Genomic DNA, 19736 nt, shown 5'->3' with positions numbered 1-19736 from the left:
AGGCGGAGTTTTCAACCTCAAGGTGTCCTGACACCGGACTGGACTGACAGGGGCATTATCTCGACATTTTCGCAGGGCAAAGATTGAATTTGTTTTCATCGTGGTATCAGCTGGGGCTGTGGAGGTCTTTAAAGACCCAAGGAGATTCCAAATGAAATCAGCATTTGCTCTTTCTGTGCTCTTGTTTGTGGGAATGGCGGCGGCTCCGGCGTCGGCCTGCAATGCTCCGCTTTCCTGTGTGATAAAAACCTATACTGGAAACTATGTCACGGCTGTCGGTGGCGGTGGACGTGTGACAGATGTTATTCATACTGACGCCACTCGGGTGGGGTCCTGGGAACGCTTCACACTCGTTGATTCCTGTGATGGCAGCTCTTTTATCAATTATGGAATCAAGACGGTCAAAGGCTACTATCTGACGGCTGTTGGGGGTGGCGGTCGCATCACGGATGTCATTCACTCGGATGCGACCCTCTTGCAAGCGTGGGAAAAATTCAAACTGATTTCATTGGGGAATGGCGTATACGCAATTCAGACAATCAGTGGCAACTACCTTACAGCCGTCGGTGGTGGAGGTCGGATCACAGACACCATTCACACAGATGCAACTCAGATTGGGAACTGGGAAAAGTTCCGAATCATTTGCAGGCCCTAGGCTATTGAGTGGATGTGTTCAGGGGTGGCCCGAAAAAAACTGAGAAAGGATCTGCGCCATCTCGGCGGGTTTTTCCAGGGGAATGTAGTGACCGCATTCCTCTATGACATCAAGTTGGGCTTTGGGAATTTGCTGTTGCAGAGCTTCCAGTTGTTTCAAGGGGACCACGCGATCCTCTCGTCCGCCCACAAGCAGAATGGGGCAGGACAGCTGGCGCAGTTCCGAAGTCAGATCTTTTCGGTCCAGGGTGGCCATCATCTGATTTAAATACATCTCTGATGTGTAGCCTGCGCTCATATCCACAATGGTTCGGGTGATGTGGGCGTCGGTCAACGACTTGGGGTGCAGAAAACGCGATAGTTCTTTTTCGTTCATGCCACGATATTGGTATTTGCCAAGAAACTCCTTCATGCTCAGGCGCCATTGTCTTTCGCGCTCACTTAAAGGACCTACATTGGTGGCCACTAGGCTTAAACTCTGCACTCGATCCGGTTGTTGGGTGGCAAAAAGCTTCGCAACGTATCCGCCCATCGAAAAACCCACCAGATGAAATTGGTGGTAGGGCAGATCGTGTACAAGATTGAGCATCTCCTGAAGGTCCTTGCAGTCCTTGAAATGCACGGCAAGCATAGCCCCCGGCAAGTTCAAACGCGCCAGGGTATCACTCCAAACACGTTCATCGCACAAGAAGCCGGGAAGAAAAACTGTGGGAGTCAGATCATTGCGATTGTCCATGGGCTTATTGTGCATTTAACGGGAAAAAATTCAAGGCACTTTCATCCGCGCATTCAACATCGAGCTTTTCAGGCTGGCTCCTTACAGCGGGATGCCCAGGCGATCGACTTGCCAGATTGAAAACTCATCCGCGTGAATAATTCCCGAGACTGTGACCCCTTTGGTGCTTTTGGTATTTAGCTCCAGCTGTGAAAGCTTCTGATACCGGGCCAGGACTTCCATAAGGTCTCGGGCAAAGGATTTCTTCTGTTCGACCGAAAGCAGAAGTTCAAAAGGCTTGCAAACACAGCCAGTGCCTTCGTCATAGGTCGATGACTTATAACTCTTGGTGATGAAACTGAAAATGGAGCGTAGATTCTGCTGATAGTAGGCTTTCTGCAGCAGACCGTCTTCGCGCCATTGAAACGGGAAGCGGGCCATCTGGTAGATTCGATCCCGCGGCATTAGTTTGATGAGCTCCACGTTTTCCAGTTGGCGCAATCTTTTACGAAGTTCGGTCTCTTTTAAGTTCAAGCTGGTTTTTAACTGGGCAAAGTTAAGTCCCATGACAATGGATCGGAACAGCAGCAGATAGCTGAGATCGCTGGCAAAAAGCTTTTCCTGTTCTTCGCTGAACAGGTAAGGCTTGGGTGTGTTGTGCTTGCTGATCTCGATTAACTCGTAAAAAGAAGTGCCCAGGCTGGTGGCGATTTCGCTGAGTTCTGACAGGCTCAGCTCCCCCTTGTTAAGTCGTCTTTTGACGGTGGCAGTGGAGACACGCAGTTTTTTTGCAAGATCACTGTACTGAAGACCCTGTTCCTTCATGAGCTTCTTAAGGCTGTCCTTGATTTTGGCTTCTTCGGCTTTCATGGCGCTCCGGTCTATTAAAAAGAGCAAAAATTGACCCTTTTTGTAAGATTTGGCGCAAGAAAGGTCAAAATAAAAGACTTTGATTTCTAATAAAAGACAAGAATTTTAAGCGCCGCCAGCGCCAGGTGGTGGTAAAGTGTCAGAATGAAGAACGCGCTGAATGAACTTCTTTGGATCCAGGAGCTACTGCCCACAGACGTGCAGTCCGCCCCGCAACATGGGGGGATGGCCTATTATCTTGATATGAAGCTTGTCATGATTTTGGTGGAGGATCCGGCCAGCACCCACGAGCATAAAGGGGTCTTGTATCCTTTTCAGCTTTGGAATGGCTGTATTCTGCCGGTTGAGTACCGTAAGCAGAGTGCTTTTTTCCTGAAGTTCTCTTTCCTGGAAAATCATCCGGCCAACCGGGACTGGTTGTACATCCCGGCAGAGTCAGAAAACTTTGAAGAGGAGGTCCGGCAGTTTGTTCGTGAAATCACCAAAAGAAATCCGCTTCTGGGAACTCCCGTGAAGTTTTCAGGAGTGCCCAGATCAAAAGCCCCCTCCGATGAGCCGCGAAAAAAGACGTCCAAACCCATCAAAGCGGATAAGAAACGGGAAAACACTTTCCTTCTGGAAATGCTAAATAAGACCAAGAAGTGAAAAGTGCCAGTTTATCTCTTTTTTGGCCCAGGAGCAGTCTCAAGTGTTGGAAAACACAAGTGTTTACTTTCTCTTGAATATGTATAGGTTTTTCTATACAATAGATGGTGAGCTCAAAACAGAGAAGGAACTTGTATGAAAACAGTTATTTCGCTCTTGTCGTTGCTAGTTTTGACTTTTGCTCCGCTCACCCATGCGGAAGATCCATCAGATCCCGAGGTTGTCCCTGCGGTGGATTTGAATCGTTATGCGGGCCTCTGGTATGAAATTGCCCACTCTCCCAACTTCTTTCAGCGCAACTGCGTCCGTTCGACGGCAGAGTACGGTGTCCTGAGCCCCTTGTCAGTTTCCGTTAAAAACACCTGTTACAAAGAAAACGGGGCGGTGAGTGATATTTCAGGCGAAGCAAAAGTGGTGGATCCGGCTGTTCCGGCCAAGCTCAAGGTGCGATTTAACTTTTTTGCCCGTGGCGACTACTGGATCGTGGACCTTGACCCCGATTATCAATGGGCTGTGGTCAGTGGCCCGAAGAAGAAGTCTTTGTTTATTCTGTCGCGAAAAGCGCCGATGGATGCCCAGGTGTTGGCGCAGATGTTAGAACGACTCAAACAACGTGGCTTCAAGCTGGATGATCTTATTTACGATCAGTATTGATTTATGAAACTTTTAACGGCGATCACAGTTTTGTTGATGCTTGGAGGGTGTGGGACAATGTCTTCGCAAGATCCGCTGCCAACAGTATCTTATGTTGATATCCCCAGATTTATGGGGGACTGGTATGTGATCGCCAATATCCCCACGTTCGTCGAAAAGGGTGCGAATAATGCCATCGAAACCTATGCTTGGAACGCCAAAGAGGATCGAATTGATGTCTCTTTCCGTTTTAATGCAAAGACGCCGTCCGGGCCGCTGAAGAAGTATCCGCAGAAAGCTTGGATCTATGACAAGAAGACAAATGCAGAATGGCGAGTTCAGCCGTGGTGGCCGTTGAAGTTTTCCTATCTCGTTGTGGATTTGGCGCCAGACTATTCCTACACCGTGATCGGTGTTCCCAGTCGCAATTACCTTTGGATTATGGCTCGCAAGCCTCATTTGGATGAGGCCGTCTATTCAGGCATAATCAACAAGGTGAAGTCTATGGGCTATGACACTTCCAAAATTCAGAAAGTTCCCCAGGTCTGGGGAGCTAACTAGGGCAGCTCTTTGAGGTAATCCTGGAACTGTTGCATGGATAAAAAACCCGTGACCTTCCGTTTTAGCTTTAACTCCATTTGATTTGTATTTCGCCCAGCCAAAAGGAATTCAATTTCCGCAGGCAAGTTTCGATCAAGGAAGTTGATGTAGCTAAAAAGACTTTCTTTGGCGCCCTCTTTTTCAGACACAGTGCTGGAAAGAAGCAGGTGGGAGGCCTGATAGCGCAGGCAGGTTTCGCTAAGATCCTTTTTGGGGGTGCTGGGGCCAAGGAACAAAGTTTGAAGTCCTTCAAGTCTGCTAAGGCAGGAAGCAAAGGCGATACCCATATCGTGCAGATCACCGTCTGGAGTGGTCATGACAATACGAGACTTGGACTTCTTTTTTTTGCTGTCGGTTTGAACGAGTATCAGTTGCTCTTTGATAAAGGCAGACAGGATGTGCTCCTGTCCCACGGACAGTTGGTTTGCAGCAACCAGTGACCCCATTTGTCCGGCCAAGGGAGTCAGGATGGTCGTCACAAATGCGTCTGGCTTCAGGCTGCGGCGCTTTTTCTGAAGTCGATCAGAGATATCGTCCCATTTATAAAGGTGGGCTAGATCCAAAAGTTGGTTGATAAAGTTGAGCTGTCTGTCAGGAGGAGTCGGGGTGGCTGTGGCGGCTTCCTGCTGAGGAAGAATTTTCTCCAAATCAGTCAGTTCCAGTTTGGCGATGTTGCCGATCTTATAACCTTTATCCAGGAGGGCCTGCAAAAGACGAGCTTTCTGAATATCTTCAAGCGAATAAATTCTTCGGCCCGTGGAGCTGCGCTTGGGTTTAAAGGCTTTATAACGTGTTTCCCAGCCGCGCAACGTAAATTCAGAAAGCCCTGTGAGCTCAATCACCTGTCGTATCGAAAAAGAATCCTTCTTAGCCATTGACCTATTTTATCCATGGTCTCTTTAAAATGTATAGAAAAAACTATACAATAGGGTGAAAGTAAGTCATATGGCATGTGTGAGGTGTCAAATGAAGACAGCGGTCATCGGTTCCGGGATCAGTGGTTTGGGGGCGGCATGGATTATGAGTCAGACGGATGAGGTTCACCTCTTCGAATCTGACAGTCGCCTGGGAGGACATGCTAACACGGTGCGTGTCAAAGACGGCAGCTCTGATATTCCAGTCGACACCGGCTTTCTTGTCTACAACGAACTGACCTATCCTCATCTGAAAAGTTTCCTCAAGGAGCTTCAGGTAGAGACTGCTGCCTCTGACATGTCTCTGGCCATTAAAGCTCCTCATAAGGGGTTGGAGTGGGCAGGAACAAGTCTGGACACTGTTTTTGCTCAAAGAAGTAATATCGTTCGCCCGGGTTTTCTTAGAATGCTGTATGATATCACGCGATTTCACCGTGAAGCCGAGACTAACAGAAGCCTGGCGCAAAAGAACGGGTGGACTCTTGGACAACTGATGCACACTCGATCCTATAGTGAAGAATTCAAGCGCGACTACCTTCTTCCAATCGGAGCAGCGATTTGGTCCACCCCGGAGCGCGGCATGGAGCATTTTCCTGCCGAAAGCTTTTTGACGTTTTTTATTAATCATCGCCTTTTGCAAATTAGCAATCGACCTGTTTGGAGAACCGTCAAAGGGGGCTCGGTGGAATATGTCAAAAAGGTGGCGGCGCGAATTCCGTTCGTGCATTTAAACTCTCCAGTGACCGGCGTCGAGCGACGCGCAGGAAAAGTTTTGGTAAAGGTTCGCGGAGAGTGTCTGGAGTTTGACCGAGTTGTCCTGGCGACCCATGCCCCCATTACACTACAAATTCTGGAAAATGTGTCCCCTCTTGAACATCAAGTCTTAGAGGCTGTGAAGACAAGTGCAAATAAAACCTATCTGCACACGGATGCGTCGTTTATGCCGACCAGAAGAAAGTGTTGGTCGTCCTGGAATGTTCTGGGATCCCCGGAAGGTCAGAACCACGAGAATGTTTCTTTGACCTATTTTATCAACAAACTTCAGCCATTGGGGACGGACAAGGATTACTTTGTCACTCTCAATCCGCGCTCTCCGGTTCAGGAAGTTCTTCAGGAGTTCACTTATCATCATCCGCAGTTTGACCAAAAGGCCATTGAGGCTCAGAAGGCGTTGTCGCAGATTCAGGGCCGGGGAGGAGTTTATTTTGCCGGGGCGTGGACGCGATATGGTTTTCACGAGGATGGACTGCTCAGTGCTGTCCGCGTGGGTGAACTGATGGGGATTAAGCCTCCCTGGGAGGTCTCATGATGTCCCTGCAAATTCTTAAAGGCCATGTCTATCACAGTCGAAGCCATCAGGTGCGACACAGCTTTCGCTATCCCACCTTTGCTTTGCTTTTTCCGCTGCTTGAAGAGGACGCCAGTCTTCAGCTTCTGAAGCGTAAAACCTTCGGGCTTTTGTCCTTGCACTCGCAGGACTATCTTCAGGGCCACAAGGAGTCCTTGAAGGATTCGGTATTTCGCTTTTTAAAGGAAAAATGCCAGTACGAACCTGAAGAGGTTGTTCTGCAGACATTCCCCAGAATGTTGGGATATGTCTTTAATCCGGTCAGTTTCTGGTTTTGCCGTCGAAAGGGACATCTTGAGGCCGTCTTGTGTGAGGTGAACAACACCTTCGGAGAACGGCACTTTTACTGGATCTGTCCGCCGCAGGGTATAGAAGGGGCGCAGTTTTATCGTTCTGAAAAGGTTTTTCATGTCAGCCCTTTTTTCCCCGTGGATGGCTTCTATAAATTTCGCTTTCAGTTTGATAGCAACCGTTCCCGGGTTGAGATCTTTTATTACGATGCGGATGAAAACCTTAGATTTTCATCTTGGATTGAAGGGGCCGTGACGGATTTTGAAAAGCAGTCCCCCTGGAAGTTGTTTTGGAGCTACGGCTGGATGACGCCACTGGTGGTCATTCGGATACATTGGCAGGCCCTGAGGCTTTGGATGAAGCGAGTGAGTTTTTATAAAAAGCCGGAACCGCCGCGCAAGGAGATCACGTGAGCAAGATGACGTTTAAAACAAAAATTTTGATCAAGCTTCTGGGAAACTCCAAAGGTGCGACACTTCATCTGACCTTCCCGGATGGAACGGTGGATTCGTTCGGATCGGGAGGTCCTCAGATTTCCGTTCACGCCAAAACCTGGAAAGTTTTTGATGAACTTGTCGACAAAGGGGATCTGGGACTGGCTGAGGCGATCATTCGTGGGGATCTTGTCGTCGACGATGTTTCTGCTCTGGTGCAGTGGGCGTGTATGAACGAAGATTCCGTGAATCGTCTTCTGCACGGAACCTGGTATGGGACTTTGTGGGCCCGTCTTCGTCACTTGATGAATCCGAACACCAAACAAGGGGCCAAGAAAAACATTATGGCCCATTACGATCTGGGGAACAGTTTCTATAGTCTTTGGCTGGATCCCAGTATGACCTATTCGGCGGGCCTCTTCGCCGATCCGACACAGGATCTGCGGGAAGCCCAGATGAAGAAGTACGATCGAATTATCGATGTGCTTGATATACGACCTGGGGATCATGTTCTTGAGATCGGTTGTGGCTGGGGTGGCTTTTTCTCTCGGGCAATTGAAAGAACCGGCTGTCGTGTGACGGCAGTGATGAACTCGCCGTCACAGGCAAGATACAATCGTGACCTCATTGCCAGATTGGGCTTGGGAAATCACATCGATCTTCGACAACAGGACTATCGCGAGATTGAAGGGCGCTACGATAAAATTGTCTCGATTGAAATGGTCGAAGCTGTGGGCGAGAAGTACTGGCCCGATTTCTTTGGAAAAGTCAGTGGGTGTCTGAAAGACAAGGGGGCTGCCCTGGTCCAGTCCATCACAATGCAGGATCAGTACTTCGATCAGTACCGTCGAAAAACAGACTTTATTCAGAACTATGTCTTTCCAGGAGGAATGTTGCTGGCACCGAAAGTGTTCGCGGACTATGCCAGAAGATTTGATCTGAAGGATGAAAAGCCCTTTGAGTTTGGAGTTTCCTACGCCGACACCCTGGTGAAGTGGCGACAGAACTTCCAGGAGGCCGAAGGGGATGTGCGCAGTCTGGGGTTTGATGACAGGTTTATGCGCCTGTGGAATCTGTACCTGAGTTATTGCGAAGGGGCCTTCCGGGCCGAACGCATCAATGTCGGTCACTATCTGATGCAAAAATAAGGAGATCCACCATGGCACTGGGAGTATTTATTGACTGGATGGAACGAGGGTGGATTCCCGAGCCGATGATTCGAGCCGGGATTCGTCAGCTGTGTCGCCAGCGACTGAAAAGTTTGGAAGTCTCAGACCCAGAGCTTGAGCAAGAACGCAATTCCTCTTACGTGGGTGCACTAAAACAGTCCGCGATCGCTTTTGCCACCGAGAAGGCGAACCAGCAGCATTACGAGTTGCCGGCAGATTTTTATGAGCTTGTGCTGGGAAAAAATAAAAAGTACAGCTCTGGTTATTGGCCCGAAGGATGCCACAGTCTGGATCAGTCCGAAGAGACTGCCTTGCAGATCACCTTTCAGCGGGCCGAGGTCCAAGATGGTATGAGAATTCTTGATCTCGGTTGTGGCTGGGGATCTGTCTCATTAAACCTGGCGGCACAATTTCCGCAGGCGCAGATTGTGGGGATCTCCAATTCAAACTCACAACGTCAATATATCATGGATCAGGCCCAAAAAAGGGGGTTGCACAATGTGACCATCCTTACTGGGGATATCAGTACATTCCAGGCTCCGGATAACTGGCTCAGCGGTTTTGATCGGGTCATCAGTGTTGAGATGTTGGAACATGTCCGAAACTATGAAAAGCTGTTTGAAAAAATCAGTCAGTGGTTAAAACCTGAGGGTAAGTTCTTCGTACATATCTTCACCCATAGTCGCTATTCATATCCTTTTGAAACCGAAGGTGATGACAATTGGATGGGACGGTACTTCTTTACCGGCGGACAGATGCCAAGTCATCATTTGCTGACTTATTTCCAAAAAGACCTTCTTTTGGAACAGCAATGGAGTTGGCGCGGGACACACTATCAAAAAACTTCTGAAGCTTGGTTGCGGAACATGGATCAGAACCGGGATGCCATCATGCGGATCTTCCGCGAGGTCTATGGTTCGGCGGAAAGCGACAGATGGTTTGAACGCTGGCGTGTCTTTTTTATGTCGTGCTCAGAGCTGTTCGGATTTGATGAGGGGCGTGAATGGGGAGTCTCTCATTACCTTTTTAAAAACAGGCCACGCTAGGGGAATTAGATGGAAAATTTTTGGATTCAGATTCTGGCAGCGCTGTTTATCATGTTCCTGGTGATGACGGTCACCTGGGCTTTGGGACGCCGATGGGACAACTATGGGATTGTGGACGTCGTATGGTCCTTGTCGTTCTTTCTGGTGAGCGGTTTTTATTCTTTTATGACTGAGGGCTGGTGGGTCCGAAAGCTTCTGATTTTATCGATTGTGGGGTTGTGGAGTCTGCGGCTGTCCTACTTCCTTGCCCGAAGGATCTATCTACATCATCCCAAGGAAGATTCGCGCTATCAAACCTTGCGACAGGATTATGGGGCTCACTTGAGGTCTCGATTTTTTCTGTTCTTCCAGTACCAGGGTGTCAGTGTTGTTGTGCTAAGTCTGGTGTTTTTAGAACCACTTCGGAATACAACGGAAGTCTTGTCGTTGTGGGAAGTTGTGGGGTTGGCATTAAGTCTGCTGGCTCTGTGGGGGGAAGGGATTGCTGATGCCCAGGCTCAGAATTTCAAATCCAATCCTGACAACCGCGCCAAGGTGTGCAATGTGGGGCTTTGGAAGTATTCGCGCCATCCGAATTATTTTTTTGAGAGTCTTGTGTGGTGGGGATTTTATGTGACCGCTCTGGGAACGGAAGGGGCATTGTACACAATCTATGCCCCGTTAACTATATTGTTTATTTTGCTCAAAGTGACCGGAATTCCTCCGTCGGAAGCACAGGCTTTGCAAAAGCGGGGCGAGGCCTATCGCCGCTATCAGGCTGAGACCTCGGCCTTTGTTCCCTGGTTCCCCAAAAAAGGAGGATAGACTCACCAGTCCTTTTGCGGGAATTACTCCTCGTACATCATCATATGGCGCCCTTTTTTTTTGTCCATCATAGGGCATCCATTTTCGCCCATGTTTTTGCAGGCCATTCGCATGTCTGCCTGGCACTCCGAAGGGGATTTAGACGTGCGAAGACACTTCGCCATGTCTTCATGCATTTTTGCCATGTTTTCGCGCTGCAGATTGCTCCAGTTAACTGTTGGAGCTTTGGGTGGCATCGTGTCCCGGGCAAAAGCAAAAGATGCTGTCAGGGTCAGAGCCAGAATCGTGGCGGCTGAAACAAGGTTCATGGTTGTTTTCATAGATCATTGCCCTTTCTTCGTTTTGAAAAGTATGTTTGAGACAAATATATTGGCTCAAGAGAGGAAGGGCAGGTTTTTGTTGATGGGGTGCAAAGAAGCAGGGGAGTCAGGGCAAAAAAAAAGCGGCACCTTGTGGTGCCGCAAAAGAAACTAAAGAGGTTCCAGACCTGCATAAGGCTGGGGAGGTAAAGTCGGAGCTTCACGGAAGTTCTTAGGAAGTTCGCCCGTCAGACTTTCCAAAAAGGCTTTAATCAAAACGACCTGATTATCTGAGAGATCTTTGTTTAGCTGCAATTTTCCCATCCAGCGAATGGCCGTTTCCAGATCCTTGGCAGAAGCATCATGGAAGTAGGGGGCCGTTTCAGTGATATTGCGCAGTGATGGGACTTTGAACACGTAAAGATCTTCATCTTTCTTGGTGACGTCTTGTCGTCCCTTGTCTGGATTCTTGGATTTGGTCACATTCCAGTAATTCTGGAATACACCAAATTTTTGCATGGTGCGACCACCCACAGCGGTTCCGTTGTGGCAAGAAGCACAGCCGACTGTGATAAATTCCTGCAGACCTTGGCGGGCTTGTGTGGAAATGGCCTTTACATCTCCTTCCATGAATCGATCAAATGGGGCCCGCGTGGTCAGTGATCTTTGATAGCTGCCTAAAGCTGAAGCGGCGTTTTCTAAAGTCAGAGGTTTTTCTGATTTCGGAAACGCTTTTTGGAACAAGGGTGTGTATCCGGCCAGCTCAAATCTTTTCAAAGCCTCTTCAGTGGAGGAATTTCCGTAGCTGAGCGGTGTTGTGAACGAACGCAAAGCCTGATCTTCGATACTGGTGCGATCGTTGCGCCAGTGAACGATGTCCTGATATTTCAGGTTCAAAATGGATTGAGCGTTGCGCGCGCCTTTGTTGTTGTTAAAACCTGCGGACTGAGCCAGGCGATCGGTGCTGAAGTACTGGGGTTGGTGACAGCGCACACACGTGGTGCTGCCGTCCTTGGACAGGCGATAGTCAAAAAAGATCTTTCTTCCCAATTCAATTTGTTCAGCAGAGATTTTGTCCGGAGTCGGAGACTTCGCGGGAATGATCCCAAATAGCGCCTTGGCTGTGTTGACAAGTTCTTTGTCGCCCGAAGCGGAGTGAGCGTGCAGTCCTAAGATCAAAACACCTGAAAAAAGTAGTGAAGGAATTTTCATCGAAAGCCTTTCAGTTGAGTTGCGATTTTTTTTGGTTTATCGGACAGAGAATTTGCAAAGCTCTATTGTACATAGATTTTATGATTTAGAAAGTGGCATTGAGGTTGTTATTCGCTCCCAATACTCGTGTAAATCGAGTTCGACCTCGAGTTTTCTTAGAATTGCGAATACTCCTCCTAATTTCCGGTGCAGAAAAATCAGTTTGTGCGGAGGTGGTGAGAATTTAAGACTCTGAATCAGTTGCCTTGACAGGCGAGAGTTCTCTTTTAAAAAGTCATCATTTTTAAAGTTGAACTTTTTCCCGGGCGTATCATTGAAGAACGGACTCATGCCCAGCTTCATCAGTTCAACAAAGATAAGCTTTGATTCCCTGCTTTCCCGAGCATCCAACAGACCAAAGCTGATGGCATTATCCAAGATAGACTCAGGATTTGAGCTGTGGATAGAGTTTAGGAGTTCAACATATTTATTGCGAAAGTCCTGCGGGTAGTACTTCGAAGCGCCAAAGTCCAAAGCGACAATTTCCGGATGCGGAATTTCCCGAATCAGAAAGTTTCCGGGGTTTGGGTCCGTCTGGACGAAGCCCCAGACAAAGAATTCCATGATGTAAAGCTCTAGCAGTGTCTTGGCGACGATTTCACGTTTGGCTTTGGCTGGTGCGGTGTCCATCCATTCTTTCAAAGTCAGTCCGGATTCGAATGTCAGGCACAAAATCTTTTGTGTGCTAAGGTCTGACAGGGGCCGGGGAGTTGTGACCTTGGCATAGCGCCAGTTGTGGCTTGAAAAGAGATCGTTGAATTTTTCCAAGGCTTCAGCTTCATTGAGATAATTCACTTCTTGCAACAAAACCTCTTCAATTTCGGTGAATAAATAGTCCAGATTCATGTTTCTGCCGGTGAGAAGGCAGAAGGCCGATATAATTTTCTGAAGTGCTCTGATGTCATTTGTAATGGATTTTTCCAAGTCCGGATACTGAGCCTTAACGACCACAGGCTTACCATCGACCTTGGCACGATAGACCTGCCCCATGCTGGCGGCGGCAAAGGGTTTGAACTGTATGTCTTGCAATCGCTGAAGTTGGGCGGGGGAAAGTTCTTTTCTTAGGGTGGCAGCCAGATCCAGATCGGGACTTTCCCAGACCTGGTGTTGCAGTTGTGACAGGATCTGGATGGCTTCTGGAGGAAAGTAGTCATCCAGATCAAGACTTAAAAGCTGTCCGGCCTTCATGGCGGCCCCACGCAGGTTCCCAAGGCTTTCGGTAAGGATTTTAGCCTGCTCAATGCGTGACTGGATGTCCCCGGAAGTCAGCTCCTTAATACCAATCTTGGTTGCCATTTTGGTTAGTTCCAATGTCCGTTTAAATCGGCTGCTAAATAGGGACCCCATGGCAAACTCTCCTGAAGTTGAGGGCTGGTAATTATTGACTTCCAATTTGGTTCATACTACTATGAACCAAATTGGAGATCAAGATGCAAACGACAAAAGACACGTCTCAAGTTGAAATTACCGTGTTTTATGATGGCCTCTGTCAGTTGTGTTCGCGGGAAATCGATCATTATCGGACGATGAGGGGAGCTCATCGGATCTCTTTTGTGGACATCACGGCGGCAGGCTTTAATGCTCAGGCTGAAGGTTTGGATCCATATAAAGTTCACCAAAGTCTGCATGTGCGGGATTCGGGGGGCAGAGTCTACGTTGGCGTTGATTCTTTTCTGCAGATTTGGTCCCGCTTGGACAGGATGAAAAAAGTGGTGCCCTGGGCGTCTTGGGCTCCAGTCAAGAAAGTGTTGCAGGCGGGATACTTCTGTTTTGCGAAGGTGCGCCCTCTTTTGCCTAAGCGGGATTGCTCGAACAGTCCATATTGTGAATTGAAACCGGAATATAAAGGAAAAAAATCTTAGGCGTCCTGTCGCTGGGGGGTTCGTGGGAATATCAAAATCACTCAAAGAAAAGTTTGCCGGTTTTTCCCCCGAAGACAGATCCAGATTGGTTCGCATGGGGTGGGAGGATCGAAGCACCTTCGATGCCATCGCAAAGCAGTTCGGACTTTCGCCGAATGAATTTGTTCACTTCATGCGATCGAATTTGGAAAAATCCGCCTTCGATCGGTGGCGACGGCGTGTGTTTCAGCAGGGGCATTTGAAGAATGAAAAATTAAGGGGATTTAAGGTCACGCGCTTTAAATGCTCGCGACAATCTGTGGACGGCATCACCAAAGGTTGGAAGTAGCCGCCGGGGAGGCCCTCTTGGAATATCTGGACTGGAAAACTCTGCATCTGGCGTGTTGTTTCTATCTAACAGGTGTGATCTGGGTCATTCAGTTGACTCATTATCCTGCATTCTCTGTGGTTTCTGAAAAAGACTTCACCAGGTTTCACGCAAAGCACACCGCCGTGATGGGCGGGATCGTGGGACCTGCAATGATTCTTGAACTTTTGTCAGCACTGGTTTTGGCGCGCCAGCTTCACATGGGGTGGCTGTTGAATCTGTCTGCTGTCGCAGTCATTTGGATTGTCACTTTTGCCTTGAGTGTACCTTCTCATTCAAAGTTGTCCCGTGGGCGAGACTTGGATGAAATAAACAAACTGGTGCGTGACAATTGGACTCGCACCATTCTATGGACGGTGCGAGCGGCCGTTCTGTTAGGAACTTTATGAGCTTCACGAAGGTCAGCGACATTTCGATTTTCAGAAAAGTGGCGCTGTCCCTGTGGGGGCCCGGAGGGGATCCTTCGGTATACGGCTTTCTTGAGGTGGATGTCACCGACCTGCGGCTGACCTCATCCCCGATGTCGTTGGTCATCAAGGGGCTTGGTGAGGTCATGAAGAAGCACCAGGAGCTTAATTATATTATGCGCTTTGGAAGGTTGTATCGTCGGCGCGACATCAACATTTCAGTCATGGTGAATATTTTTGAACACGGGAAGCATGATCTGTCCTTTGCGACTTTGCGCAAGGTGGATGAGTTGAGTCTTGCAAGTATTGAAGAGCAGTTGTCAAAAGATGCCGCGCAAATCCGACGCCGCGAAGATCCTCATTTGGGTTTTGCTTTAAAGTTGATTCATCGCCTTCCGCATTCATGGACGCGAGTCTTTTTAAGGGCATTTGCTTTTTTGAGTCACGATTTGAATTTAAATCTCTCATTTCTTCGTCTGCCTAAAGATCCATTTGGTTCGGTGATTGTGACCAACGTGGGATCTCTAGGAATAAAAAAGGCCCTGGTGCCACTGGTGCCACTGACTCGCGCGGGACTTTTGGTTTCCATCGGACAAGTCAGTAAGGAAGCTGTCGTGGTCGATGATCGCATTGAAATACGTGAAATCATGCATCTGGGAGTAACCTTTGATCATCGTCTTTTTGACGGAGCTCAGGCCGCGAGAATGATTCGGGACTTCGAGCTGTTCCTGAAGCACGGTGAGTGGTGAACCTGGACGTTTGTCTCGAAGTGAGAAAAACTTTCGACAAGGCGATTAGATATCACATTTTTTGATTAAAAAAAACTTCATCGAAGGTATCATGAACTAATCAAAACATCCGATAAGGTGATTAGTATGGTTATTTCAGATGCACTTCTCGATATCGATCAAGTCAACCAGCTCACAGGGCTGTCCCAGGCGACTTTACGTAACTGGGAAAAACGTTATGGGTTTCCCAAGCCTCAGCGTTCTGAGGGGGGACATCGTCTTTACGATGTAAACGAAGTCAAAAAGATACGTGAAGTGGTAAGTCTTTGTAAAGGTGGAATCAAAATTCTTGAGGCCATCGAAACCGTGTTGCGCGGGGAAGGGGCACCCGTTGTTGCCAGTGCCGCAGCAGCCCCTTCCGCTGTCATGGTGGAGTCTTTGAATGAAGGCATCCATCAGGTGCTAAAGGCTCTTTATAAATACGATATGGATCTTGCGGAACAATACCTTTCCCGCCTGGGTATGCGTTTAAGTGAAACCGATCTTCTGGAAATGGTGTATCCGCAGCTTCTTATGCAGGTGGGGGATGATTGGGAAAACTCGCGCATTAATATCGCGCAAGAGCATTTCAGTTGGAACTTCCTGCGCACTCGTCTGTTGAATTACTTTAAGACCAACAAGATGGGTGTGAATCAACCCAAAGTGCTGTTGACGACTCCGTCGGGTGAATTGCATGAGGGTGGACTGATTGTTCTTGCGGCTTATCTGATGTTGAAAGGCTGGCAGGTCTATTATCTTGGTGTCAATCTGCCTATGGAAGACCTGCTGCATGCCTATGAAGGTATTGAGCCAGACATTGTTTGTCTGTCAGCGATCGAGGCCTGGAATATTGAAAAGAATTGGACTGAGCTGGAAAAAATGAAGTGCGTTGTTGTCGGGGGACCTTGTCTTGCAGAACTGAGAAAGCAAGAGCGTCCCGAATCCAAACGCATTTCTCTGATCGGGGGCAGTCTGCATTCGGCGGTGGCTCAGATGGAGCTGCTGTTGCATTCTGCCACATAGAATTTTGGATTTAGGTTTTATTGTTAGTATCACTTTTTAAAGGAGAGCCAAATGGGGTCGAATTTTAGTTTAAAAGCCAGACTTTTGCTTCTTGGGGCTTTCATGTCCGCTATTCCAGTGGCGGTGGGTGGATTTGCGTTCTATGGAATGCGTGAAGTTGCAGGCAGCTATGAAAAAGTCACCGACGGAGTCCTTCCCAATATCGAGTCTGCCGATCAGATGTACATGAGTTTTCGCGGTGTCAGAATCGGTTTGCGCAGTTTGGGCCTGCCGGGGTTGTCCAAAGAACAAGAGGCCGATTTTATCAAAAATGTTGAATCCTACATTGCCGAATATGAGGTGCACAAACAACAATATCTGCGCGTGAACTTCAAAAAAGGTGAACGGGAGCTTTATGAAAAGGTGGATGCGGCCTGGGAGTCCTTCAAAGTCCTGGGTGCTAAAGTCATTGAATACTCCCGCTCAGGCAAGCCCGAAGATCATGCCAAGATGCTTGAAATATTCCTTTATGACTGTCCTAAGGCGGCCAAAGTCTATGATGATGCCATGACCAATCTGGTGGCTTTCCAAAGAGCCACTGGCGGGCAGTATGTGAAAGAGGCCCGTTCCACAACAACAAAAACTGATGCAAGCATGGCGATCATCATCACACTTGGCGTGGTTGCGGGTATTTCTATCAGTGTCTTGTTTGCCTTCTCGCTGTCTAAATCCATTTCCACTGTTTCAGGTGACCTTGCTGAAGGTGCTAATCATGTGACAGATGCTGCGGGACATATTGCACATTCTTCTCAGTCCTTGTCCCAAGCAGCGCTCCAGCAGGCTTCTTCTTTGGAGGAAACCGTGGCGACAATGGAAGAGTTAACTGCCATGGTACGTGTTAACACCGAAAATGCGAAGCAGGCGGCGTCCCTGGCCTCTTCAACCCGCGAAACAGCAATCAAAGGTGAAAAAGAGATCACAACGCTGATTGAATCCATTCAGAGTATCTCCTCCGACTCAAAGAAAATTGCAGAGATCACGTCTGTCATTGATGACATTGCCTTCCAGACAAATCTTCTAGCATTGAATGCGGCAGTGGAGGCGGCTCGTGCCGGAGAGCAAGGGAAAGGTTTCGCCGTGGTGGCAGAGGCTGTGCGCAATCTGGCTCAGCGAAGTGCAGATTCTGCGAAAAACATTGCCTCTTTAATTGATGACAGTGTCAAAAAGATCGAAGCCAGCAGCCGTCAAGCTAATCAGGGCGGAGAGGTCCTGTCTGATATCGTGAACTCTGTGAAGAAAGTTGCGGACATTAACATGGAAATCGCCACAGCCAGCGAAGAGCAATCCCAGGGGATCGCACAAATAGGCAAAGCGATGAATCAGTTGGATCAGATCACTCAGCAGAATGCCGCGGCCTCGGAAGAAGCCGCAGCGGCAGCAGAACAACTATCAGCTGAAGCCGTATCTTTGATGGGGAACGTGCGGGTTCTGAACAAAGTGGTTGCCGGCTGCGCTGCGCAGGGCAAGAGCCCTGCCGAAGAGACACCGTCGGCAGTGAAAGCGGTTGCGCAAGTGAAAAATACCACTTTGCGTGCGGCTTAGTCTTAGGTAAGGAATGGAACAGCGTAGGCAGAACGGATCGCACCTTGGATGCTGCCGCCTCCAAAAGCATCGCCCAGAAGAACAATTCTTGGGCCGGTGCTTAAGGACACAAAGGGCGATTCAAAGACTGCCAGAGGATGACTGTAGCGCCATTTTTTCAACTGCGAGTTTACAAGAGTGAAGGAGTCCGAGGGCGCCATCTGATTCAGGATTTCTGCAAAAGAGGTTGAAATTTCCTGAAGCGACATGGTGTCTTCCTGATTAAAACGTTGTCGGCTCCATTCGGGTTGCATCACAACGGTGAAGGCCAGGTTCTGGCTGACTTGTTTTGAAAGTTGGTTGCTGACGGAAAAAATTTCTTTTGTCACTTCATTGAGGTGTCGGATCTGAAGAATATTTTTGTCAGAAGACTGCACGCGAAACAAACCCACCAGGGCGGAGGCGTACTGAATGTCATTCAACTCCGCAGGATAAGAGATCCCCGAGTCCTGCAGAAGAGCCAGAGACTGCGGAAGTGGACTGGTGATGTAAAGCTCTTTGCACTCGTAAATTTGCCCGTTGTCCGTTTCCACACAACACGTTTGATTCTGTTTTTGGATTCGGATGACTTTTTCTTTCAGCCGCAATTGCTCGGGGAAGTTCAGGGCCTTTGGCAACTGAGTCATGCCTTTGGGGAAAGCGATGTGGTCCATCGCCTCAGAGTTAAACCAGACTTTGCCGATTTCCTGAATTTGAGGAAGATCAGGCCACACCATGGGGTCCTTTGTTTTGACTCGAATAAACTGAGCCCCGTGATCGAAAGCACAATCTTCGCCCCGTCGCGTGGCCAGGCGGCCACCGACGCCGGCGGATTTTTCCAAAATAACGAAAGTCTTGTTCAGAGATTTGAGACGGGACGCCAAGGTCAGTCCCGCCATTCCCGCGCCGATGATAACGGCATCATAAAGTGAATTCATCGGGTCCGTCCCTTTTATTCTTCCTGAGCCTTCAAAGCTTCCTGCGTCCAGCAAGCCAGAGAATCTTCATCGCTTTGGCCGATAATAAAATTCAGTGCGAACTGTGCCAGGGTGATCATCTGCCCCAGCTCTTGCAGGCGGTCTTCTTCAAGGATTGAATCCTGCGGGCTTCTTTTTTGGTGGATCTTGTTAAGAGCCTCAAACTGGTCTTTGGCTTCTTCGATGATTTTTGTTTCACGCTCTTTTAGGATTTTCTTAATCACCGGAATGACGTCTGGGGCGGCGGAATATCTTTTCGTTTTTTTTCCGTCTTCCGTCATCAGGATAAGACCATAGTCTTCTAATTCAGCCAGAGCAGGGCTGACCAGGGCCTTCGAGACTCCAAGACGTTGTGTCAGTTCCGCTCCGCTAAGACTGGTCTTTGACAAAAACACTTGAGTCCAAATCTGACCATGAATGCGGCGAAATCCCCAGTAGCGTATAAAATCACCGACAGACTCTGAAAGGGCTCGCAATTTGTCGATCTCAGCTTGAGAGGTTGATTTTTTGTCTTCTTTTCGGGATATTTGATTTTTCATTTGGTTCACACTACCATGAACTAAGAGCCGGTATCAAGAGGATAAGGAGACTTTCGTATGATTAAATATCCAATGTCTTTCAAAGTGAGTGCGGAAAGTGCCGAGGGCATTCAGACCTCTTGGGAAAGCAAAGCGCAAACTCAGGCTGCGGGGATCCGTATGTCGATTCCTCCTGAATTCGAAGGTCCCGGGGACGGTTTCAGTCCCGAGGATCTTTATGCCATGGCCTTGCAAAACTGCTTTATTGCCACCTTTAAGGTGTTTGCCGAAAAATCAAGGCTGGCGTATTCGAAGCTGCAAGTGGCCACAGAGCTTGTTGTGGATAGAAACGAAAGTGGTCGCCCTTGGATGGCCCGCTGTGTTCTAAAAGTACAGCTGGAAGGATGCACACAAGTTGAGAACGCCAAAAGAATTCTGGAGCGCACATCAGAAAATTGCATGATCCTGAATTCAGTGAAGACGGAAAAAGTCTTTGAATTCGTGGTGACCTAGAGGATCGCAGGCGATGGGCTGGCCTTGGAT

The 19736-nt window shown here is 48.5% G+C and carries 24 protein-coding genes; 16 read left to right on the top strand and 8 right to left on the bottom strand.

From position 1 onward, the window contains the following. Positions 1 to 151: 151 nt before the first annotated feature. Positions 152 to 655: a fascin domain-containing protein gene (locus ACZ50P_RS12545; RefSeq protein WP_464131541.1), complete on the top strand. Its 504-nt coding sequence runs from the start codon at positions 152 to 154 to the stop codon at positions 653 to 655. 18 nt (positions 656 to 673) lie between these two features. Here the strand turns inward: ACZ50P_RS12545 and ACZ50P_RS12540 are convergent, their stop codons facing one another. Together ACZ50P_RS12540 and ACZ50P_RS12535 are read right to left on the bottom strand one after the other, a co-directional pair. Next, positions 674 to 1390: an alpha/beta fold hydrolase gene (locus ACZ50P_RS12540; protein WP_464131539.1), complete on the bottom strand. Its 717-nt coding sequence runs from the start codon at positions 1388 to 1390 to the stop codon at positions 674 to 676. A gap of 81 nt (positions 1391 to 1471) precedes the next feature. Next, a complete protein-coding gene (locus ACZ50P_RS12535) occupies positions 1472 to 2239 on the bottom strand; it encodes a helix-turn-helix domain-containing protein (RefSeq protein WP_464131537.1) in 768 nt (255 codons plus the stop codon). A 144-nt stretch (positions 2240 to 2383) separates the two neighbouring features. Between ACZ50P_RS12535 and ACZ50P_RS12530 the strand changes: the two genes are divergently transcribed. The 3 genes from ACZ50P_RS12530 to ACZ50P_RS12520 all read left to right on the top strand — a co-directional run bounded on the left by ACZ50P_RS12530 (position 2384) and on the right by ACZ50P_RS12520 (position 4078). After that, a complete protein-coding gene (locus ACZ50P_RS12530; protein WP_464131536.1) occupies positions 2384 to 2884 on the top strand; it encodes a hypothetical protein in 501 nt (166 codons plus the stop codon). A gap of 135 nt (positions 2885 to 3019) precedes the next feature. Continuing rightward, positions 3020 to 3538, top strand: a complete 519-nt coding sequence (locus ACZ50P_RS12525; RefSeq protein WP_464120392.1) for a lipocalin family protein — start codon at positions 3020 to 3022, stop codon at positions 3536 to 3538. 57 nt (positions 3539 to 3595) lie between these two features. Beyond that, a complete protein-coding gene (locus ACZ50P_RS12520; RefSeq protein ID WP_464131534.1) occupies positions 3596 to 4078 on the top strand; it encodes a lipocalin family protein in 483 nt (160 codons plus the stop codon). Here ACZ50P_RS12520 and ACZ50P_RS12515 read toward each other — a convergent pair. Further along, a complete protein-coding gene (locus ACZ50P_RS12515; RefSeq protein ID WP_464131532.1) occupies positions 4075 to 4992 on the bottom strand; it encodes a MerR family transcriptional regulator in 918 nt (305 codons plus the stop codon). The genes ACZ50P_RS12520 and ACZ50P_RS12515 overlap by 4 nt on opposite strands. A 91-nt stretch (positions 4993 to 5083) precedes the next feature. Here ACZ50P_RS12515 and ACZ50P_RS12510 point away from each other — a divergent pair, with 91 nt between their 5' ends. From ACZ50P_RS12510 to ACZ50P_RS12490, 5 genes are read left to right on the top strand one after another with little or no spacing between them, the layout of a single operon-like run. Continuing rightward, positions 5084 to 6340, top strand: coding sequence for an NAD(P)/FAD-dependent oxidoreductase (locus ACZ50P_RS12510; protein WP_464131530.1), 1257 nt, complete (start codon positions 5084 to 5086; stop codon positions 6338 to 6340). After that, complete coding sequence (locus ACZ50P_RS12505; protein ID WP_464131529.1) at positions 6337 to 7083, top strand: DUF1365 domain-containing protein; 747 nt, start codon at positions 6337 to 6339, stop codon at positions 7081 to 7083. Before ACZ50P_RS12510 ends, ACZ50P_RS12505 begins: the two co-directional genes overlap by 4 nt. A gap of 5 nt (positions 7084 to 7088) precedes the next feature. Then, the gene (locus ACZ50P_RS12500; protein ID WP_464135215.1) at positions 7089 to 8252 is read left to right on the top strand and encodes a class I SAM-dependent methyltransferase; all 1164 of its coding nucleotides are present in this window, start codon (positions 7089 to 7091) and stop codon (positions 8250 to 8252) included. A gap of 11 nt (positions 8253 to 8263) precedes the next feature. Beyond that, positions 8264 to 9319, top strand: a complete 1056-nt coding sequence (locus ACZ50P_RS12495) for an SAM-dependent methyltransferase (RefSeq protein ID WP_464131527.1) — start codon at positions 8264 to 8266, stop codon at positions 9317 to 9319. A gap of 9 nt (positions 9320 to 9328) precedes the next feature. Next, positions 9329 to 10123 (top strand): DUF1295 domain-containing protein, encoded by a 795-nt coding sequence (locus ACZ50P_RS12490; RefSeq protein ID WP_464131525.1) that lies wholly within the window; start codon positions 9329 to 9331, stop codon positions 10121 to 10123. A gap of 23 nt (positions 10124 to 10146) precedes the next feature. On the opposite strand, the gene ACZ50P_RS12485 is transcribed toward ACZ50P_RS12490, so the two are convergent. From ACZ50P_RS12485 to ACZ50P_RS12475, 3 genes are all read right to left on the bottom strand, one after another. Next, positions 10147 to 10443, bottom strand: a complete 297-nt coding sequence (locus ACZ50P_RS12485; RefSeq protein ID WP_464131523.1) for a hypothetical protein — start codon at positions 10441 to 10443, stop codon at positions 10147 to 10149. Between the two features lie 150 nt (positions 10444 to 10593). Then, positions 10594 to 11634 (bottom strand): cytochrome-c peroxidase, encoded by a 1041-nt coding sequence (locus ACZ50P_RS12480; protein WP_464131521.1) that lies wholly within the window; start codon positions 11632 to 11634, stop codon positions 10594 to 10596. Positions 11635 to 11712: 78 nt separating this feature from the next. Continuing rightward, positions 11713 to 12969: an ABC1 kinase family protein gene (locus ACZ50P_RS12475; RefSeq protein ID WP_464131519.1), complete on the bottom strand. Its 1257-nt coding sequence runs from the start codon at positions 12967 to 12969 to the stop codon at positions 11713 to 11715. 134 nt (positions 12970 to 13103) lie between these two features. On the opposite strand from ACZ50P_RS12475, the gene ACZ50P_RS12470 reads away from it, so the two are divergent. The 6 genes from ACZ50P_RS12470 to ACZ50P_RS12445 all read left to right on the top strand — a co-directional run bounded on the left by ACZ50P_RS12470 (position 13104) and on the right by ACZ50P_RS12445 (position 17680). After that, positions 13104 to 13535, top strand: a complete 432-nt coding sequence (locus ACZ50P_RS12470; RefSeq protein ID WP_464131517.1) for a thiol-disulfide oxidoreductase DCC family protein — start codon at positions 13104 to 13106, stop codon at positions 13533 to 13535. Positions 13536 to 13557: 22 nt separating this feature from the next. After that, on the top strand, positions 13558 to 13863 hold the full coding sequence (locus tag ACZ50P_RS12465) for a TIGR03643 family protein (RefSeq protein ID WP_464131514.1): 306 nt from the start codon (positions 13558 to 13560) through the stop codon (positions 13861 to 13863). Between the two features lie 17 nt (positions 13864 to 13880). Continuing rightward, positions 13881 to 14291, top strand: coding sequence for a hypothetical protein (locus ACZ50P_RS12460; protein WP_464131512.1), 411 nt, complete (start codon positions 13881 to 13883; stop codon positions 14289 to 14291). Further along, positions 14288 to 15058, top strand: a complete 771-nt coding sequence (locus tag ACZ50P_RS12455) for a 2-oxo acid dehydrogenase subunit E2 (protein WP_464131510.1) — start codon at positions 14288 to 14290, stop codon at positions 15056 to 15058. The genes ACZ50P_RS12460 and ACZ50P_RS12455 overlap by 4 nt, the downstream gene beginning before the upstream one ends. Before the next feature lie 126 nt (positions 15059 to 15184). Continuing rightward, positions 15185 to 16099, top strand: coding sequence for a MerR family transcriptional regulator (locus tag ACZ50P_RS12450; RefSeq protein ID WP_464131508.1), 915 nt, complete (start codon positions 15185 to 15187; stop codon positions 16097 to 16099). Between the two features lie 51 nt (positions 16100 to 16150). Further along, the gene (locus tag ACZ50P_RS12445) at positions 16151 to 17680 is read left to right on the top strand and encodes a methyl-accepting chemotaxis protein (RefSeq protein WP_464131506.1); all 1530 of its coding nucleotides are present in this window, start codon (positions 16151 to 16153) and stop codon (positions 17678 to 17680) included. A 2-nt stretch (positions 17681 to 17682) separates the two neighbouring features. On the opposite strand, the gene ACZ50P_RS12440 is transcribed toward ACZ50P_RS12445, so the two are convergent. Continuing rightward, a complete protein-coding gene (locus ACZ50P_RS12440; protein ID WP_464131504.1) occupies positions 17683 to 18636 on the bottom strand; it encodes an NAD(P)/FAD-dependent oxidoreductase in 954 nt (317 codons plus the stop codon). 14 nt (positions 18637 to 18650) lie between these two features. Continuing rightward, entirely contained in the window at positions 18651 to 19214 is a 564-nt protein-coding gene (locus ACZ50P_RS12435) for a GbsR/MarR family transcriptional regulator (protein ID WP_464131502.1), read from the bottom strand. Positions 19215 to 19271: 57 nt separating this feature from the next. On the opposite strand from ACZ50P_RS12435, the gene ACZ50P_RS12430 reads away from it, so the two are divergent. Continuing rightward, positions 19272 to 19706, top strand: a complete 435-nt coding sequence (locus ACZ50P_RS12430; protein ID WP_464131500.1) for an OsmC family protein — start codon at positions 19272 to 19274, stop codon at positions 19704 to 19706. The last annotated feature ends 30 nt before the right edge of the window (positions 19707 to 19736 follow it).

This window comes from Bdellovibrio sp. CKG001 (genome assembly GCF_055397465.1).
This window is presented reverse-complemented; position numbering and strand designations above follow the sequence as displayed.

Coding starts and splice junctions, on each gene's coding strand:
- ACZ50P_RS12520 (WP_464131534.1), top strand. CDS start 3,596: ATGTCTTCGCAAGATCCGCTGCCAACAGTATCTTATGTTGATATCCCC.
- ACZ50P_RS12500 (WP_464135215.1), top strand. CDS start 7,089: ATGACGTTTAAAACAAAAATTTTGATCAAGCTTCTGGGAAACTCCAAA.
- ACZ50P_RS12535 (WP_464131537.1), bottom strand. CDS start 2,239: ATGAAAGCCGAAGAAGCCAAAATCAAGGACAGCCTTAAGAAGCTCATG.
- ACZ50P_RS12510 (WP_464131530.1), top strand. CDS start 5,084: ATGAAGACAGCGGTCATCGGTTCCGGGATCAGTGGTTTGGGGGCGGCA.
- ACZ50P_RS12475 (WP_464131519.1), bottom strand. CDS start 12,969: ATGGCAACCAAGATTGGTATTAAGGAGCTGACTTCCGGGGACATCCAG.
- ACZ50P_RS12530 (WP_464131536.1), top strand. CDS start 2,384: ATGAAGAACGCGCTGAATGAACTTCTTTGGATCCAGGAGCTACTGCCC.
- ACZ50P_RS12455 (WP_464131510.1), top strand. CDS start 14,288: ATGAGCTTCACGAAGGTCAGCGACATTTCGATTTTCAGAAAAGTGGCG.
- ACZ50P_RS12495 (WP_464131527.1), top strand. CDS start 8,264: ATGGCACTGGGAGTATTTATTGACTGGATGGAACGAGGGTGGATTCCC.
- ACZ50P_RS12445 (WP_464131506.1), top strand. CDS start 16,151: ATGGGGTCGAATTTTAGTTTAAAAGCCAGACTTTTGCTTCTTGGGGCT.
- ACZ50P_RS12525 (WP_464120392.1), top strand. CDS start 3,020: ATGAAAACAGTTATTTCGCTCTTGTCGTTGCTAGTTTTGACTTTTGCT.
- ACZ50P_RS12430 (WP_464131500.1), top strand. CDS start 19,272: ATGATTAAATATCCAATGTCTTTCAAAGTGAGTGCGGAAAGTGCCGAG.
- ACZ50P_RS12490 (WP_464131525.1), top strand. CDS start 9,329: ATGGAAAATTTTTGGATTCAGATTCTGGCAGCGCTGTTTATCATGTTC.
- ACZ50P_RS12435 (WP_464131502.1), bottom strand. CDS start 19,214: ATGAAAAATCAAATATCCCGAAAAGAAGACAAAAAATCAACCTCTCAA.
- ACZ50P_RS12470 (WP_464131517.1), top strand. CDS start 13,104: ATGCAAACGACAAAAGACACGTCTCAAGTTGAAATTACCGTGTTTTAT.
- ACZ50P_RS12545 (WP_464131541.1), top strand. CDS start 152: ATGAAATCAGCATTTGCTCTTTCTGTGCTCTTGTTTGTGGGAATGGCG.
- ACZ50P_RS12440 (WP_464131504.1), bottom strand. CDS start 18,636: ATGAATTCACTTTATGATGCCGTTATCATCGGCGCGGGAATGGCGGGA.
- ACZ50P_RS12480 (WP_464131521.1), bottom strand. CDS start 11,634: ATGAAAATTCCTTCACTACTTTTTTCAGGTGTTTTGATCTTAGGACTG.
- ACZ50P_RS12540 (WP_464131539.1), bottom strand. CDS start 1,390: ATGGACAATCGCAATGATCTGACTCCCACAGTTTTTCTTCCCGGCTTC.
- ACZ50P_RS12485 (WP_464131523.1), bottom strand. CDS start 10,443: ATGAAAACAACCATGAACCTTGTTTCAGCCGCCACGATTCTGGCTCTG.
- ACZ50P_RS12515 (WP_464131532.1), bottom strand. CDS start 4,992: ATGGCTAAGAAGGATTCTTTTTCGATACGACAGGTGATTGAGCTCACA.
- ACZ50P_RS12450 (WP_464131508.1), top strand. CDS start 15,185: ATGGTTATTTCAGATGCACTTCTCGATATCGATCAAGTCAACCAGCTC.
- ACZ50P_RS12505 (WP_464131529.1), top strand. CDS start 6,337: ATGATGTCCCTGCAAATTCTTAAAGGCCATGTCTATCACAGTCGAAGC.